The sequence below is a fragment of the Motiliproteus sp. SC1-56 genome, from assembly GCF_017309075.1.
Taxonomy (GTDB): Bacteria; Pseudomonadota; Gammaproteobacteria; order Pseudomonadales; family Balneatricaceae; genus Motiliproteus.
In genome coordinates this window covers 36,444-53,447 of sequence record NZ_JAEMGS010000015.1, presented here as the reverse complement: position 1 = coordinate 53,447, position 17,004 = coordinate 36,444, and the positions used below count along the sequence as shown (strand labels likewise).

Annotated in this window: 13 protein-coding genes; 9 read left to right on the top strand and 4 right to left on the bottom strand. The window is 64.7% G+C overall.

All coding sequences use genetic code 11. The annotated features are described in order from the left end of the window. Positions 1–27 precede the first annotated feature (27 nt). Entirely contained in the window at positions 28–1,437 is a 1,410-nt protein-coding gene (locus tag JGZ97_RS15305) for a PLP-dependent aminotransferase family protein (RefSeq protein ID WP_207063566.1), read from the bottom strand. 131 nt (positions 1,438–1,568) lie between these two features. On the opposite strand from JGZ97_RS15305, the gene JGZ97_RS15300 reads away from it, so the two are divergent. After that, positions 1,569–2,498 carry a DMT family transporter gene (locus JGZ97_RS15300; protein WP_207063565.1) on the top strand — a complete coding sequence of 310 codons (930 nt, stop codon included), beginning with the start codon at positions 1,569–1,571 and terminating at the stop codon, positions 2,496–2,498. Between the two features lie 3 nt (positions 2,499–2,501). Here JGZ97_RS15300 and JGZ97_RS15295 read toward each other — a convergent pair whose 3' ends face one another. Then, complete coding sequence (locus JGZ97_RS15295; RefSeq protein WP_207063564.1) at positions 2,502–3,503, bottom strand: sensor domain-containing diguanylate cyclase; 1,002 nt, start codon at positions 3,501–3,503, stop codon at positions 2,502–2,504. 118 nt (positions 3,504–3,621) lie between these two features. Here JGZ97_RS15295 and JGZ97_RS15290 point away from each other — a divergent pair, with 118 nt between their 5' ends. Next, the gene (locus tag JGZ97_RS15290) at positions 3,622–4,017 is read left to right on the top strand and encodes a hypothetical protein (RefSeq protein WP_207063563.1); all 396 of its coding nucleotides are present in this window, start codon (positions 3,622–3,624) and stop codon (positions 4,015–4,017) included. Here the strand turns inward: JGZ97_RS15290 and JGZ97_RS15285 are convergent. Beyond that, entirely contained in the window at positions 3,946–4,992 is a 1,047-nt protein-coding gene (locus JGZ97_RS15285; RefSeq protein ID WP_207063562.1) for a class I SAM-dependent RNA methyltransferase, read from the bottom strand. The genes JGZ97_RS15290 and JGZ97_RS15285 overlap by 72 nt on opposite strands. A 353-nt stretch (positions 4,993–5,345) precedes the next feature. Here JGZ97_RS15285 and JGZ97_RS15280 point away from each other — a divergent pair, with 353 nt between their 5' ends. Genes JGZ97_RS15280 through JGZ97_RS15260 form a run of 5 tightly spaced genes read left to right on the top strand, consistent with a single transcriptional unit; the run spans position 5,346 to position 12,267 of the window. Beyond that, positions 5,346–6,986 (top strand): adenylate/guanylate cyclase domain-containing protein, encoded by a 1,641-nt coding sequence (locus tag JGZ97_RS15280; RefSeq protein ID WP_207063561.1) that lies wholly within the window; start codon positions 5,346–5,348, stop codon positions 6,984–6,986. A 10-nt stretch (positions 6,987–6,996) separates the two neighbouring features. Then, positions 6,997–8,328 carry an HD-GYP domain-containing protein gene (locus tag JGZ97_RS15275; protein WP_207063560.1) on the top strand — a complete coding sequence of 444 codons (1,332 nt, stop codon included), beginning with the start codon at positions 6,997–6,999 and terminating at the stop codon, positions 8,326–8,328. Between the two features lie 22 nt (positions 8,329–8,350). Further along, positions 8,351–9,313, top strand: a complete 963-nt coding sequence (locus JGZ97_RS15270; RefSeq protein WP_207063559.1) for a MoxR family ATPase — start codon at positions 8,351–8,353, stop codon at positions 9,311–9,313. A 3-nt stretch (positions 9,314–9,316) separates the two neighbouring features. Next, the gene (locus JGZ97_RS15265) at positions 9,317–10,282 is read left to right on the top strand and encodes a DUF58 domain-containing protein (RefSeq protein ID WP_207063558.1); all 966 of its coding nucleotides are present in this window, start codon (positions 9,317–9,319) and stop codon (positions 10,280–10,282) included. Beyond that, the gene (locus tag JGZ97_RS15260) at positions 10,279–12,267 is read left to right on the top strand and encodes a DUF3488 and DUF4129 domain-containing transglutaminase family protein (RefSeq protein WP_207063557.1); all 1,989 of its coding nucleotides are present in this window, start codon (positions 10,279–10,281) and stop codon (positions 12,265–12,267) included. The genes JGZ97_RS15265 and JGZ97_RS15260 overlap by 4 nt, the downstream gene beginning before the upstream one ends. Before the next feature lie 21 nt (positions 12,268–12,288). Here the strand turns inward: JGZ97_RS15260 and JGZ97_RS15255 are convergent, their stop codons facing one another. Continuing rightward, positions 12,289–12,675 carry a DUF3461 family protein gene (locus JGZ97_RS15255; RefSeq protein WP_207063556.1) on the bottom strand — a complete coding sequence of 129 codons (387 nt, stop codon included), beginning with the start codon at positions 12,673–12,675 and terminating at the stop codon, positions 12,289–12,291. A gap of 232 nt (positions 12,676–12,907) precedes the next feature. Between JGZ97_RS15255 and JGZ97_RS15250 the strand changes: the two genes are divergently transcribed. Together JGZ97_RS15250 and aceK are read left to right on the top strand one after the other, a co-directional pair. Continuing rightward, positions 12,908–14,983 carry a YgiQ family radical SAM protein gene (locus JGZ97_RS15250; protein ID WP_242521814.1) on the top strand — a complete coding sequence of 692 codons (2,076 nt, stop codon included), beginning with the start codon at positions 12,908–12,910 and terminating at the stop codon, positions 14,981–14,983. Positions 14,984–15,182: 199 nt separating this feature from the next. Then, the gene (aceK, locus tag JGZ97_RS15245; protein WP_207063554.1) at positions 15,183–16,967 is read left to right on the top strand and encodes a bifunctional isocitrate dehydrogenase kinase/phosphatase; all 1,785 of its coding nucleotides are present in this window, start codon (positions 15,183–15,185) and stop codon (positions 16,965–16,967) included. Positions 16,968–17,004 lie beyond the last annotated feature (37 nt).

The window sequence follows — 17,004 nt, the reverse complement described above, 5'->3', positions numbered from 1 at the left end:
GGGAGGGCATCCGGCACTCCTGCCCGTTCAGCCGTCGAGCAGCCGGGCCAGCAATTCGAACACGGCTGGCTCTTCGCAGAAGGCGACGTTGAAGCGCAGCCAGCTCGAACGCTCGAGATCCGGGCGGAAGGTATTGCCCGGGGCCAGCACCATGTCGTCCTGCAGGGCGCGGTGGGCCAGGGCCGCCGCGTCCCGCCCCTCGCCCGGCAGGCGGGCCCAGATGAACATGCCGTGACGGGGCTCGATGAAAGGCGTCAGGCCCAGCCGCGCCATGCGCGCCAGGGTGGTGTCGCGGGCCCGGTCCAGGCGGCTGCGCAGGCGTTGCAGGTGCTTGCGGTAGTGGCCCTCGTTGAGAATTTCGTAGATCACCCGCTCGCTCAGGGCGTTGGTGGCGATATGGGTGAGCAGCTTCAGGTCCAGCAGCTCCCGGGCCAGGGCCGGGTGACAGGCCAGATAACCCACCCGCAGGTTGGCGGAGATGGTCTTGGAGAAGCTGCTGACGTGAATCACCCGGTTGAGCTGGTCGAGGGCACCGAGCCGGACCTCGGCGCCGGGGTGCAGGTCACCGTAGATATCGTCATCGACGATCATGAAGTCGTGCTGCTCGGCTAGGCGCAGCAGCTGGAAGGCCACGGCCGGGGTAATGCTGCTGCCGGTGGGGTTGTGCAGCAGGCTGCTGGTAATGAACAGCCGGGTGCTGTGGAGTTCGAGCAGGCGGGCCATGGCATCGACGTCGGGCCCGTCCTCGCCCCGGGGCACTCCCACCACCCGCGCCCCCAGGGATTTCAGGTAGCCGAAGAGGTTGAAATAGGCCGGGTCGTCGACGAGTACCGTGTCCCCGGGCCGGACCAGGTAGCGCCCCACCAGGTCGAGCCCGTGGGAGGCTCCGTGGGTGAGGAGGATCTGGTTGAGATCGGTGCGGATGCCGGCCTCGCCCAAGCGCTGCTGCAGCAGCTGGCGCAGAGGCCGGTAGCCGGCTGCACGACCGTAGCTTACCAGCTCCTGCTCGCCGCCGCGGGCCAGCTGGCGCAGGCTGCGTTGAATGCCCGGCCCGTCCAGCCAGCTCGCGGGCAGCCAGCCGCAGCCCGGCTGAAAACGGTGCTGCTGGTCTTCCATGGCCCGTCGCAGCAGCCAGAGGACGTCCACCGCCTGGTCCAGGTCGCAGGCGCTCTGCGCTTCCTGCCCCAGGGGCAGGGGGGGCTGGCTGACGTAAAAGCCGGACCCCTGGCGGGAGTTGAGATAACCGGCGGCCACCAGGCGATCGTAAGCCTGGACCACGGTGAAGCGGCTGACCCCGTGGGATTCGGCGAAACGGCGAATCGAGGGGACCCGGCTTCCCGGGCGCAGACCGTGGCTGTCGACCCGGTTCATGACGGCCTGGACGATCTGCTCTACCAAAGGCTGGTCGTTATCGCGGTGGATGTCGATGCTGAGCATTCGTTTCGTCTCCGTACCGGTATTTTGACCAGTACAGTATTTAAATGATCTTGAAAAGTGTATCTGTATTGTCATGGTCTTGCCCCCTAGTCTGTCAACTTGTTTCGATCGCCCTGACAGGAAGAGGCGCCATGCATAACACTCTGCTCTACCTCGTGACCGTGCTGATCTGGGGATCCACCTGGATGGCCATAACCTTTCAGCTGGGGGTGGTGGAGCCGGTGCTCTCGGTGGCTTACCGTTTCGCCCTGGCGGCCCTGATGCTGCTGCTCTACTGCGGGCTGCGTCGGCGCCCGTTGCGCTTCAGCCGCCGCGATCACCTGTTTATCCTGGCCCAGGGCGCCAGCCTGTTCGGGGTGGCCTACTGGCTCTTCTACCTCGCTACCCAGTCGCTCACCTCCGGGCTTGTGGCCATCTGTTTCAGCAGCGTGGTCTTTATGAACGTGCTCAACGGGCGGCTGTTTCTGGGACGACCGGTGCGCGCGTCGGTGCTGGCCGGCGCCGCGGTGGGCGTGGTGGGTATGGGGCTCGTGTTCTGGCCGGAACTGGCGTCGGTCCAGGCTGGCTCCGGCGCCCTTGCAGCGCTAGGCACCGGGTTGCTGGGGGCCTATTTCGCCTCCCTGGGCAATATTCTCTCGGCGCGCAACCAGGCGGCCGGCGTGCCGGTCTTGCAGTGTAATGCGCTGGGGATGGCCTACGGGGCGGTGCTGATGGCGGGACTGGCCTGGCTGAGCGGGGCGCCGCTGGCGATTGACCTGGGCCCTGCATACCTGGGATCGCTGTTCTACCTGGCCCTGTTCGGCTCGGTAATCGCCTTCGGCTGCTACCTCTCCCTGGTGGGGCGGATCGGCGCCGACCGGGCAGCCTACGCCAGCCTGCTGTTTCCTATCGTGGCGCTGCAGCTCTCGGTCTGGTTCGAGGGGTACCTCTGGAGTCCGGCCAGTCTGGCGGGTATCGCCCTGGTGGTAGTCGGCAACCTGCTGGCCATGGTGTCGCCGACGCGCTGGCGGGGCTGGCTGGGTCTGTCCGCTCGCGCTGCGTTGCCGGGCTGTCGCGGTTGAGGCTCAGTGGTGGGGAATATGGCCCGGGGCGCGGGTAAGGCGTTTTTGCTGCTTGATGTTATACATCAGCCGGTCCACCTCGTTAAGCATGGCCTTGATGTCCAGGCTGGTGTCGGCTTGGTAGCACTTGGCGCCGACGCTGGTGGTGAGGGGCGGCATGCTGTCGCAGCGGCGTTTGAGCAGGTTGAGGCGCCGCTGAATGCGAATGGCCAGGTTTCCCAGGTCATCTTCTTTCTTAACGAACACCAGAGCGGCGAATTCGTCGCTGCCGATCCGGGCGGCGACGTCCGAGTCGCGCAGCTCACCAGCCAGGGCTTCGGCCAGGGCGCAGATCGCCTTGTCTCCGGTCTCGACTCCCAGTTGCTCGTTGATGGTGGAGAGGTTGTCGAGGTCGAAATACATCAGTCCGAAGGTGTGACCGTAGCGCTTGGCCACGCTTAGCTTGTGTTCGGCCAGGGTGTCAAAGCCGCGGCGGTTGTAGATGCCGGTCATGGCGTCGGTCAGGGTCAGTTCGTCCAGCTCCCGGTCGCTGACCAGCAGCTGCAGGTCTGACTCGAGCAGCTCCCTGAAGGTGTTCATTAGCTCCAGGAAAGGTTCGCGGTAGTCAGTGGGCACCGAGTCCATGACGCACAGGGTGCCGAACGCCATGCCGTCGGGCCAGAACAGCGGCAGGCCGAAAAAAGAGCGGATGCCGTCACTGGTGACTTCCGGGTTCAGTTCCCAGCGGTGATCGACCTGGGCGTCGGGTACATAGAGCTGCCGCTTCTGGCGCACGACTTCGGCGCTGAAGGTGGGGGCATCCACCGGAATATAGGAGCCGATGGGGTAGGCGAGGCTGCCGCGACCGCTGGCCGCTACCACCTGGCCGCCGCGGGAGGTGTATTGCATCACATAACCCACCGGGGCTTTGAACAGCCGGGTGGCCAAATCTAGGCTCTGTTGCCATTTATGAAGCGGCAGGTCGGGAGTATCGGAATCCAGAATCCATGTGTCCCAGTCTGTCATGAGTGCTCCACTGCCTGTTCGAGGTGAAATTTCATCCGTTAAGTTTAGCCCAACGGAGCCGCGCCCGGCGGGCAAAAATCGGTATCATAAGCGCCGATTTTGCCGACCGGGTGTGTCTATGAAGATTCGCTGGACCCTCTATACCAACGCCAACACGGAAAAAAACGCCCTGACCCTGCTCAGCCGGGTTCGCCGCTGCCTGGAGGCTCCGGTTGCCCGGGTTTCAGTGCAAGGGGACCGTTACAGCGGGCACATGGTGACCTTTGAGCAACCGCTGGCCGGTGAGCGTCCCCGGGCGCTCTACGCGCTGTTGCTCCAGAACGAGCGCCTGGGCAACAGTTGGGTGTTGAGCGCGGTCAGCGCGCCGGCCCGGGGCTGGTGTAACCGTTCGAAGATCGCCGGCATTCAACAGCTGGAGTGGCAGGAGCAGGTGTGGCCGGAATCAGTTGATCCGACGCAGGAGGGCGAGGGTCTCCACGTGGTGGGTGAAAGGGAAGAAATCATAGGGGGTTAGGGCCTCCACCCGGTAACCCGCCTCGCACAGCTGCTGCAGGTCCCTGCTCAGGGTGCCGGCGCTGCAGGAGAGGTAGGCCATGCGATGGGGTCGGTCTTCATCGATGATCCAGGTTCGCACCCCGGGCTCCAGCCCGGTGCGTGGCGGATTCACGTAAAGCAGGCGTCGACCAGGCTGATCGGAAGCCACGGGGGATGCCGCTTTGCGCCACGCCCGCAGCTGCGGAACCCGGTGTTCGCAGGTGCCTCTTAGCAGGTCAGCCCCGGGGGCGTTGCGCTCGGCGCATTTCAGCGCCTCCGCCGCCACTTCGACCCCCAGGGCCCTGGCGCCCGTTTTACGCCAGCGTTGCAGGGTGCTGCCGTGGCCGCAGTACAGGTCGATCACGCCGTCGTTCGCGCTGGGGGCGAGAAAAGCCTGCGCCTGGTCAAGCGCTTGCCGGTAGAGCCCAGGTAGCAGCTGGGAAAAGGCTGCCGGGCCGTGGATCAGCCCCAGCCGGTCCTCGGACCGCGCCCGCCCCCAGACCAGATACCAGTGGTTCTTGGCGAACACTCTCTTTCCCGTCGAGGGAAACAGGTGAATCCACAAACCTTCGACACCGGTGCGTTCGAACTCAGCGCTGAGGGAGGGGGTGAGCCAGTCCAGGCTTGGCTGCGAGGCCGTTTTAAGCACCAGTGTGGTCTGGGCCCCCGATTGCGCCAAATACGCCAGGGGAAAGCGGGCCTTGGCCGGCAGGTGGGCTCTCAGCAGCCGGGCGACTTGGTTGACGCGGTGGCTTTGAACCGGACAGGCCGGGATGTCGATAATCTCGTCGCGCTTTCGAAGGCCGAGCAGCCAGCGCCCGTCCTGCCAGTCGGCGCTCAGGCAGGCTTTGTCGCGGTAGTGAAGCCGTTCGCTGCCGGTAACGCCCCGGAGCGGCGCCAGGGCGTCTGCCCAGGGCGAGAGTTTGTCGGCAAGCCAGAGTTGCTTTTGCCGCACGCTTTCCGGCTCCGTTTTGAACCGGTGGCTGCAGCCTGGGCAATGGATGACACAACCGTCCGGAAGGGCGGATTCTGAATGGGCGGGTACGTTGGGCATGGGTGATCTGGTAGCGGGTTCAAGGGGCGCATTGTAACGCGATCGCGACGCCCGGGGCAGGCGCATGCGGCGGTTTCAGGCCCCGTTGTGTCCTGAGATTGAAGGCATCATTTCCCGGGTTGGCGGGATAAGTCGAGATGGCTGCGATAGAGGCTGCTATAGAGAAGACTGCTATAAAGTGGTGAGCGGCGAGTCCCGTTGCCGGGGCTGCGAAATGCCACGAGCAACTCAAGGGGAGGCGGCACCGGCCTGTGATGGAAAAACAGCTGCGCCTGACCACCGGCTTGATAATGGCCACCTTCGTGGTGTTGCACCTGATCAACCACGGCCTGGGGCTAATCTCCCTGGATGCGATGGAAGGCTTCCGTAAACCCTTTATCGCCTTCTGGCACCACCCGCTGGCCACCGGGCTGCTGTATGGCTCGGTCGGCGTTCACTTTGTTCTGGCGCTGCTTTCGCTCTACCGGCGAACCACCCTGCGAATGCCCATGTGGGAGGGGTTTCAGCTGCTACTGGGGCTCTCCATTCCGCCGCTGATCTTTACCCATGTGATCGGAACCCGGGTCACCTCCGAGCTGCTGGGGGTAACCACCGATTTCAAGATGGTGCTCGAGGCGCTCTGGAACCTTCCCGGGGCCGCCTACAAGCAGACCTTTTTGCTGCTGGTGGTGTGGGGCCATTTTCTGATCGGCCTGCACTACTGGCTGCGGCTGTACGACGGTTACCGGCGCTGGCTGCCTTTGTGGCAGATGCTGGCCTCCTTGTTGCCGGTTCTCGCCCTGCTCGGGTTCTACCGCATGGGATTGAGCACGGAGACGGTGGACATGGGGGCCCGGTTCGCGGCGCTGGATCAACGTCACCCCGCCGAGCGTGCCCTGATCCGGGGGATGGAGGACCGGATGCTGCTGGGCTACCTGGCGGCATTGGGGCTGGTGATTTTGGCGCGCTACCTGCGCGCCGTCTACCGGGTTAACTTCGGCTCGGTGATTATCGAGCACCCCAGCCGCGGTACCCTGGCCGCGCCGGTGGGGCAGACCCTGCTGGAGGCGCTGCGGGATGCGCGGGTGCCTCACTCCTCGGTCTGCGGCGGGCGGGCGCGCTGTACCACCTGCCGGGTGCGGGTGGTGCGGGGGGCTGAAGACCTTGAGCCGCCGGGGCCTGACGAAGTCCGTGCCCTGGAGGGGGTCAATGCCGAGCGTGACGTGCGCCTGGCCTGTCAGCTGCACCTGACCCACGATATCGCCATCGTCCCCCTGATTCCCCCCGAGAGTGGCATCCATTACGTGCGCAAGCCCGGGGGGGTGGAGGGCAAGGAGCAGCTGGTGGCGGCGCTGGTGGTGGACCTGCGCGGATCCACGGCGTTGGGGGAGCGACGGCTGCCCTACGACGTGGTCTTCATCCTCAACCAGTTCTTTGCCGAGATGGCGGCGGCGCTCAACGAGAGCGGCGGTCATTACGCGCAGTTCAACGGCGACGGGCTGATGGCGCTCTACGGGCTGGAAGTGGACTTCGAGACCGGTTGCCGCCAGGCCCTGCACGGGGCCCAGGCCATGTTCCGGCGGCTGGAGGACCTCAACCGGCGCCTGGCCCGTGAACTTGATGAACCCCTCAAGATCGGCATCGGCATTCACAGCGGCGAGGCGATCGTCGGCACCATGGGCCCGCCGGCGGCGCCGATCCTTTCGGCGATCGGAGACACCATCAACGGCGCCGCACGCCTTGAGGCCAAGACCAAAAAACTGGGCGGTCCCCTGGTGATTTCCCGTGATACAGCAGAGCGTTCTGGTATACCATTAACCGGATTGACTCCACGCAAGGTGGAGCTCAGGGGGCGGGTCAAGCCCCTGGATGTAGTCGTCATCGAGGAGCCGTTGAGGCTCAGTATTCCGGAGTAGCGATCCAGGCATGACAGCGCAGACCTTAGAACCCCAGCAGGCCGACGAATACGCGCGTCACCTGTCTCAGGTCAACAAAAAAAACCAGGTGCTGGCCACCGAAGACATCTTCAACGAGCAGGGGGCCCTGCTGGTTAAAAAGGGCACGCCGCTCAGCGAGCAGCTTGCCGAGCGGGTGATCCGCCACAAGCTTACCCAGCCGCTGGAACATTCCGTCAACCTCTCCAACATGATCGACGCCGGTCGCCTGCGCAAGGGCTTTGAGCAGCTCTTCGAGCAGTACCCCGATTGCCGGCAGGTCCACCAGGAACTGCGACTGCAGATCCGTCTTGAAGAGAACTGCCGCGAGTACACCCGCTTTCCCCTGCTGATGCAGAAACTGACGGTGCTGGCGATGCAGCGCCCCCACGATTATCAGAAGGGGCTGTTCTGTGCCTGGATGGCCCTCGCTCTGGGCCAGCAGATGCAGCTGGAGACGGGGCAGGTCACGGCGGTGTTCCTGGCCGGCCTCATGCACGATACCGGCATGCTGCACATTTCTACCGATATTCTGGAAAAGGAGGGTGAGCTGACCACCGAGGAGTGGCGGGCGATCCAGAGCCACCCCCGGATCGGCGAGCTTTTCCTGCGCAACGTCCCGGGTCTTGCCCCCGAGGTGGCCCGGGCCACGCTGGAGCACCATGAGCGTCGCGACGGCACCGGTTACCCGGGCGGCAGGTTCGCCGAAAGCCTCTCTACCGAGGGCCAGGTGATCGCCATCGCCGACAGCCTTTGCGCCATTCGCATGCTGCGGCTCAGTGAACGGGGCGGAAACCTGGCCAGCGCTATTCCTATTCTGCAGATCAACGTGCGCGGCTATGACCCGGATGCCTACCGGGCCGCGGTGGCCGTCATCCGCGCCGGCGAGCTGAGGGTTCCCCGGCTGGTGGAGGACGCCAGAATGCCGGCCTTTATCGACGGCCTGCTGGCCATGTACGAGCGTCTGAACCGCTGCTTCGCCGGTGTCAGTGACGTGGTGGGGCAGCTGCCCGAGGAGAGCCCCAACGGTAAAATCCGCTCGGCGGCCCTGTTGGCGCAGCATGCCTGGTTCGCGGTGGCCTCGTCCGGTCTGCTCAGCCAGAGCCTGAAGCACTGGATTTCGCTGGTGAAAAAGAACCATGAGCAGGACCACTATGCCAATATGGAAGAGGTGGACGTGCTGCAGCAGGAGGTGCGCTGGCAGTTGGTGCAGCTGCGCAAGGCACTGAACACGCTGCACAGCGAGCGGGTACTGGCCGGGGCAGAATCCGCCGCGTTGCTGGAACTTGCACTGGAGAGCCTGCAGGCGCTGGATACGCCCTGAGGCCGAGATTCGGGAGGCGTGGATGCATGATGGTGGGGGACTGAAGTCGTCGGTGGTCAGCGTCAAGCCGGGGCTCATCGATCAACTGCTGGCCGCGATGGAGACGGTGGTCCTGGGCAAGCGGAGGCAGCTGAAACTGGCGCTCGCCTGTCTGCTGGCGCGGGGGCACCTGCTGATCGAAGACCTGCCCGGGATGGGCAAGACCACCCTGGCGCAGACGGTCGCCCGGGTGCTGGGGTTTGAATTCACCCGGATCCAGTTCACCAGCGACCTGTTGCCCGCGGATATTATCGGCGCCAGCGTCTTTGACAGCCGTGAGGGGCGCTTTTCGTTTCAACGCGGCCCCGTCTTTACCCAGCTGCTGCTGGCCGACGAGATCAACCGTGCCACTCCCAAGGCCCAGAGCGCCCTCCTGGAAGCCATGGAGGAGCGGCAGGTGTCGGTGGAGGGGGAGACCCATCCGCTGCCCGATCCGTTTTTCGTCATCGCCACTCAGAACCCCCTCAGCCAGATGGGCACCTTTCCGCTGCCCGAGTCCCAGCTTGACCGCTTTCTGATGCGCCTGGAGTTGGGTTATCCCGACCCCCGCGCCGAGCGTCAGCTCTTTCTGGGGGGCAATCCGCGCCTGCGCCTGGACGCCCTTGAGGCCGGCATCACCCTGGAGCAGCTGCATCATCTGCAGGCGCAGGTGGAGCGGATCCACCTCTCCGAATCCCTGGTGGATTACGTGCAGCGGCTGGTGGACTTCAGCCGCCAGGGCGGCGACTTTGACGTGGGACTGTCGCCAAGGGGGGCACTGGCACTGATTCGAAGTGCCCGCGCCTGGGCCCTGCTCGAGGGGCGTGATTACGTGGTGCCCGAGGATGTGCAGCAGGTGCTGCCCAGCGTTGCCGAGCACCGCCTGCGCGGGGCCCTCGATCACACCGGTCACCGCGGCGAAAGCCTGGCGCGCCGACTGCTGGACGGGGTCGAGGTGGTGGAGTAGGGCATGGCCGCGTCCGTCCGGAGCTGGTGGTCGGGGCATTTTGACGCCTGGCTGCGGCGACGGGCGCCGCGCCGCCGCGCCCTGACCCTCAACCAGCGCCGGATCTTCATTCTGCCCACCCGTCACGGGGTCTACTTTCTGTTGACACTGGGCGCCATCTTCGTCGGCGGCATTAATTACGGCAACAGCCTGATACTGGCCACAGCTTTTTTGCTGGTCAGCCTGTTCCTGGTCTCCATTCTGCACACTTACGCCAACCTCGCCGGGCTGCGGGTCGCCGCCGGGCGCAGCGAGCCCGCCTTCGCCGGGGACGAGGCCGCTTTCGAGCTGATCCTTTCGTCCTTCCGGCGGCGACCCCACGAATCCCTCTACCTGCATTGGGGCCAGGCGCCGGCGCGGGTGGTGGATCGGGTGGCCGAGGCGCCGGTGGCGGTGCGCATGCTGCTGCCGGTGACCCGGCGCGGCCGTTTCCGGCCGCCACGGTTGAAGCTGGAAACGGTGTTTCCCCTGGGGCTGCTCCGGGCCTGGAGCTGGCTGGAGCTGGACATGGCGTGCCTGGTTTACCCCAAGCCCGAGGCCTGTACCCTGCCGCGGCGGCCGGACAGCCGCGGCGAGGAGGGCGAGGTGCGCCGCCATGACGGTAGCGATGACTTTGACGGCCTGCGCCGCTACCAGACCGGCGACAACCCCCGCCACCTGGCCTGGAAACAGTATGCCCGCAGCGGCGAGCTGCACGCCAAGGCCTTTGTCGGCCACGAAACCCATGAGCTCTGGCTGGAGTGGGAGGCCTTTGCCGGGCAGGGGGTGGAGACCCGGCTGGCGCGGCTGTGTTACTGGGTGTTGAAACTGAGCGAACGGGGCCGCAGCTTTGGCCTGCGTCTGCCGGGCGAGACCCTTGCTCCGGACAGCGGGGCCGCCCACGAGCGGCGCTGCCTGCAAATGCTCGCGCTCTACGGGGAGAAACCGTGAGCTACGGCTACCAGCTGCCCCGCAACAGCCTGATCTGGCTGTTGACGGCGATGTTTGCGGGCATGGCCCCGCACCTTACCCGCCTGCCCATCTGGGTGACCCTGGTGTGCCTGCTCTGCGGTTTCTGGCGGATCATGGTGTATCGCGAGCGCTGGCGGCTGCCGGGACGTCTGATCCGGACCCTGCTGGTCTTCTCGGGAGGGGCGGCAGTGGTGGGCCATTACGGCACCCTCGCCGGACCGGAGGCGGGCACCGCGTTGCTGGTGCTGGGGTTCTGCTTCAAGTTGCTGGAAACCCATAGCCGCCGCGATGCCTTCGTGGTGGTGATCCTGGGCTACTTCGTGGTGGCGACCTCCTTTTTCTTTGACCAGGACATGGCCAGCGCCGCCTACCTGCTGCTGGTCTGCTTCATGGTGACGGCGGCGCTGGTGGGGTTAAACCAGTCACCGCTACAGACCCAGCCCCGGCGCACTGCCGGTCTGGCCCTGCGGCTGCTGGCCCAGAGTCTGCCGCTGATGCTGGTGCTGTTCCTGTTCGTGCCTCGGGTCGGCCCGATCTGGTCTCTTAACCTGGGGGAGAACCGCGCCACCACCGGCATCAGTGATCGCATTACGCCGGGGGATATCGCCGAACTCAGCCGCTCCTCGGCGCTGGCTTTCCGGGTGGCGTTTGACGGCGGGATTCCGGCGGCGCGAAATTTGTACTGGCGGGGGCTGACCCTAAACCACTATGACGGCGCCACCTGGAGCCGCGGCCCGGTGGATCTGGATGAGCCTCCCTGGCTGCGCCGTGGGGCGGGGGACTGGCTGGGCGCGGGGCGGGGGCAGCCGCTGGGGTACCGGGTGATGCTCGAACCCACGGACCAGCGCTGGCTCTTTGCCCTGGCGGCGGCCCGCAGTACCACACCGGGGGTGGGCTACAGTCGCGACCATCGGCTGGTCAAGCGCAGCCCGGTGAGCCAGCCCTTCGCCTATGAGGTGGACAGCTTCCTGCGCCAGCCGCTGGATCCGAACCTGCCGGACTGGCTGGCTCGGGTCAACCTGCAGCTGCCGGAAACCGGCGATCCGCGCACCCGCGCCCTGGCCGAGCAGCTGGCGGCCGAAGCCGGCAGCCCGTCGGCGCTGGTGGAGCGTGCCCTGGCCTGGTTTCGGGCCCGTCCGTTCAGCTACACCCTGCGCCCGCCCACGCTCAGCGGCGACCGTAACGATCAGTTCCTGTTCCAGACCCGCCGCGGCTTTTGCAGCCACTATGCCGGCGCTTTTGTTTACCTGATGCGCAGCGCCGGGGTGCCGGCACGGATCGTCGCCGGCTATCAGGGTGGCGAGCGTAATCCCCTGGGCAACTACCTGCTGGTGCACCAGTTTGACGCCCACGCCTGGGCCGAGGTCTGGCTGGCGGGGCAGGGCTGGGTAAGGGTGGATCCGACCACTGTGGTTGCTCCCGAACGGGTGGAGCAGGGGATCGAGGAGGCGTTGGCCGGGGAAGGCTCGTTCCTCGAGGACAGTCCCTTGGCGCCGGCGCGCTACCGCGACTGGGCCTGGGTCAGCCGGCTTCGGCTGGGGCTGGATTACCTGAACTTTGCCTGGCACCGCTCGGTGCTGGGGTACAACGCCCAGTACCAGTCACGGCTGCTGGCGCGCTGGTTTGGTGACGTCGACTTTAAGCGCCTGGGATTGCTGATGGCGGTGTCGGTTGCCTTGTTGTTGGGGGCGCTGGCGGGGTGGCTGCTCTGGCAGGGGAGCCAGCCCCTGCGCTCGCCCCTGGTGCGGGAATACCGTCGGCTCTGCCGGCGGCTTGCGCCCCGGGGGCAGGGGCCGGAGCCCGGAGAGGCACCGGCGACCCACCTGTTGCGACTGCAGGAGCAACGGCCCGATCAGGCCACGTCTCTGGCGGCCATGGCAGCACTGTTGCAGCAGCAGCTTTATGCCGGCAGCGCCGATCCGGGAGCGGTACGGCGTTTTCGCCGCCTGGGGCGGGGGCTCTGAAAGCCCCCGGTCGGTGCCGCGTTACTTGATCCGCTGGATGTCCTTGCGAATCTCGGCAATCTTGTTGGCAAAGACCTTTTCCAGGTGGGCGATGTCGTCGAGGAGCCGCTCCTTCACCTCCTTGACCTCGTGCTCGTGCTGGACCAGCTCGTGCAGTTCGTCCACCGCCTTCATCAGGAAGGGGGACATCTCGGAGAAGTCCTGGTACTTGTCATGGCTGCTGTCGACGCGCACGGTGCGAGTGGCGCGTCCGAACTTGAACTTCTTGCTCTTGGGCAGCAGCGAGCCTTTTTCCCGCTTGAAGTAGACTTTGAGGATATCCTGCTCCCCTTCCTGGCGCAGGCTGTACTTGTAGATATCGTCGACGCTCTCCACACCCATTTCGGTGAGGGTCGGGTAGTTAGACATGGCATATCCTTCTGTTTTTAAACGATCGGTAGAGTGCTTTCACTTTATTGGAGCGCTAACAGCGGAGCAATAATAATCCACGCCGATGTGCATAATTATTGACATGGACCCGGTGTTTCCGGCCGTCGATCTTCGTTATAATAGTTGACCCTCCAAGTACGGTATATCCATGCACGCCCCCGCTTCCCTTTTTTCCGTTGATTCCCCCTTTTCCGCCGCCCCGGAGCTGCCCATGTCCCGGGCCGAAATGGAGGCGCTGGGGTGGGATGCCTGCGACGTGGTGCTGGTCACCGGCGATGCTTACGTGGACCACCCCAGTTTCGGCATGGCGGTGATCGGTCGCCTGCTCGAGGCCCAGGGGCTGCGCGTGGGCATCATCGCCCAGCCCGACTGGCGCGACAAAACCGACTTCATGCGCCTGGGACGGCCCCGACTCTTCTTCGGGGTGACGGCGGGCAACATGGATTCGATGATCAATCGCTACACGGCAGAGAAACGGTTGCGCCACGACGACGCCTATACCCCCAACGGCGAGGGCGGCAAGCGCCCGGACCGGGCGGTGGTGGTCTATGCCCAGCGCTGCCGCGAGGCCTACAAGGGGGTGCCCCTGATCATCGGCGGCATCGAGGCCAGCCTGCGCCGGATTGCCCACTTTGATTACTGGTCTGAAACGGTACGCCGCTCGGTGCTGCCCGATGCCAAGGCGGACCTGCTGCTGTTCGGCAACGCCGAACGGGCACTGGTGGAAGTGGCGCGACGGCTTGCGGACGGCGAACCGATCCAGGCGTTGACGGATATCCGCGGCACCGCGCTGATGCGCTCGGACCTGCCGGCGGGCTGGTCGGTGATCGATTCCACTGAGGTGGACCGTCCCGGGCGGGTGGACGCGGTACCCAACCCCTATCAGGCCGAGCCCGGGTGTGAGCAGGCGGACGCCCCCCAGCCGGCCGATGCGCCTCAGCCGTTGATGGTGCTGGAGCGGCCCGTGCGGCCGGACCGGGCGAAAACGGTGATTCGATTGCCCGCCTTCGAGCAGGTCAAAGCTGACCCCGTGCTCTACGCCCATGCCTCCCGCGTTATGCACCTGGAGACCAATCCCGGCAACGCCCGTGCGCTGGTTCAACGTCACGGCGAGCGTGATGTCTGGCTCAACCCGCCGCCGCTGCCCCTCGCCACCGAGGAACTGGACGGCGTCTTTGATCTGCCGTATAGCCGCCTGCCGCACAGCAGCTACGGCGACGCCCGGATACCGGCCTACGAGATGATTCGGTTCTCGGTGAACATAATGCGTGGCTGTTTCGGCGGCTGCACCTTCTGCTCCATTACCGAGCACGAAGGGCGCATCATTCAGAATCGCTCCGAGGATTCGATCCTGCGCGAGGTGGAGGCGATTCGCGATCGGACGCCCGGTTTTACCGGCACCATATCGGATTTGGGTGGGCCGACGGCGAACATGTACCGGCTGGCCTGTAAAGATCCCAAGATCGAAGCCGCCTGCCGCCGGCTTTCCTGCGTCTATCCGGGCATCTGCAGCAACCTTAACACCGACCACCGTCACCTGACCACGCTTTACCGCAAAGCCCGCAAGCTGCCGGGCATCAAGCGGGTGCTGATCGCCTCCGGGCTGCGTTATGACCTGGCGGTGGAGGATCCGGAGTACCTGCGTGAACTGGTCACCCACCACGTGGGGGGGTACCTTAAGATTGCGCCCGAGCATACCGAGGACGGCCCACTGTCGAAGATGATGAAGCCGGGCATGGGCACCTATTACCGCTTCAAGCGCCTTTTCGAGCAGTTCTCCCGGGAAGCCGGGAAAAAGCAGTACCTGATCCCCTATTTCATTTCCGCCCACCCGGGCACCGAAGACGGGGATATGCTGAACCTGGCGCTTTGGTTGAAGGAGAATGACCTGCGCTTGGACCAGGTGCAGAACTTCATTCCCTCGCCGCTCTCCAACGCCACCACCATGTACCACACCGGTCGCAACCCGCTGAAAAAGGTCGGCCGAAGCAGTGAGCAAGTGTCGGTGCCCAAGGGGGCGCGCCAGCGCCGCCTGCACAAGGCGTTGCTGCGTTATCACGATCCCGAGAACTGGCCGCTGATCCGAGAGGCGCTTCTGAAAATGGGGCGCCGCGACCTGATCGGGGGTGGCCCCCGAGCACTGGTGCCGCCCGGGCCGGTTAGAGGTGCTGCCCAGTCTGCACGTGACGGTCGCAAGCCAAATCCGGGACGGGGGCGGCCTGCATCGGCTGCATCGACACCCGCCTCAAGGCGCGGCGGCCAGCAACGGCGTTCCCGGCGGCGCTGAAGCGAGTTCCCTTCGCGCGCCGGTTGCCCGGCGAGCAATGACGCCTTGGTTGGCGACGCCCGCGCTGTTAACGACCGGCCGGTGCCTGCCGGAGCACGTTGGGTAAGCATCTAGCGGCTTTTTCAGATTCCCCACCAAGTACTCGCCGACCGGAAGGCCCCGGGTTGTATATACTGGCGCTTGGGCGAGGGGAGATGGTATGACGCATGCAGAGCCGCAAACGGTCGTGTCGGCGCAGACGCCAGTGACGATGGCGCGGGCGATTATCGGCGGTTTTGACGACTACCGCGGCAAGTTCGAGCAGATTTCAGCAGGTGCCCGGGGCCGCTTTGAGCGTGCCGACTGGCGGGGGATGCAGCAAGCCTGCACCGAGCGGGTGGACCTCTACGATCTCGCTGTCAGCCTCACCACCGCCCAGGTCCGGACCCTGGTGGGTGAGGCCATCAAAGCGGCGCCACTCTGGGAGGCTGCCAAGGGCGAATACAGCCGCATGGTCTACCACCGTACCGACGGTGAGCTGGCGGAAACTTTCTTCAACTCCATCTACTGCCGTACGCACCGTCACAAGGACATTGACGACAACAAAGTGTTTGTCCGCAGTGCGCTTCCGGCTGACTGGGAGCCTCCTGAGACCGGCATCTGCCGCCGCTATGCCCTCAACGGCAGTCTGCCGCGGCTGATTGCGCAGATACTCGACGACTACGCTTTTTCGATTCCCTTTGAAAATAAGCGCCGGGACGTGCGCAATCTGGTGCGTTACATCAAGGATCATCCCGTGGACGGGATCTTGATGGGTCGCGGTGCGCACCTTGAGATCGTCAAGTCGGTTTTTTACCGTAACAAGGGGGCCTATGTGGTCGGGCGGGCCATCAGCCGGGACGGGGGACGCTGTGTCCCTTTCGTGATGCCGATTTTGAACAATGGGGCGGGCGGGGTGTTCGTGGATACCTTGATTCTGGATCCCGATGACGTTTCGGTGATTTTCAGCTTTACCCGTTCCTACTTCATGGTCGAGGCCCCTATTCCCTTTGAATATGTTCGCTTTCTGCAGAGCCTGCTGCCTCACAAAAAAGCCTACGAGATGTACACCTCGCTGGGCTTTTACAAGCATGGCAAGACCGTTTTTTACCGTGACTTTCTGGCCCACATGGAGCAGAGCGACGACCTGTTCGTGATCGCCCCCGGGGTCAAGGGGATGGTGATGACGGTGTTTACGCTGCCTTCGCTGGAGGTGGTTTTCAAGATCATCAAGGATCGCTTTCACCCCGCCAAGGAGATCACCCGCGAGACCGTCAAGGAGAAGTATCGGTTGGTCAAGCGCCACGACAAGGCCGGGCGCATGGCCGATACCCAGGAGTTCAGTCATTTCGTTTTCGAGCGACGACGGTTCTCCGCCGAGCTGCTGGACGAATTGCTGCGCGTCGCCGGCCAGAGCGTGCGGGTCGAAGGCGATAAGGTGATCGTCAAACACCTGTGGAGTGAGCGGCGCATGATTCCGCTGAACATCTACATCGATAACGCTTCCGAGCATGAGCTGCGCAGCGTGATCAGCGAATACGGCAACGCCATTCGACAGCTGGCCGCCGCCAATATCTTTCCCGGCGACATGCTGTTCAAGAATTTCGGGGTCACCCGCCACGGCCGGGTGGTTTTCTACGACTACGATGAAATTTGCTACCTGAGCGAATGTAACTTCCGGCGCATTCCGCCGCCACGCTACCCCGAAGACGAGCTGTCGGCCGAACCCTGGTACTCCATCGCCCCCAACGACGTCTTTCCCGAGGAGTTCAGTATTTTCCTGACGGGGCGTCGGCGTGGGGAGGTGAGCCGGATTTTCCGGGAGCTGCACAGCGAGATATTCGATGCAGGCTACTGGCAGGGGCTGCAGCAGGCGATCAACCACGGCGAAGTGGTGGATGTGTTTCCTTACCGGCGCAAGAAGCGCTTCGATCGGGGCGCGCTCGCCCAGCCGGGGGAGGAGTAGGGGAGGAAGGCGGCGGCAGGGGCCGCCGCCTGTTTTC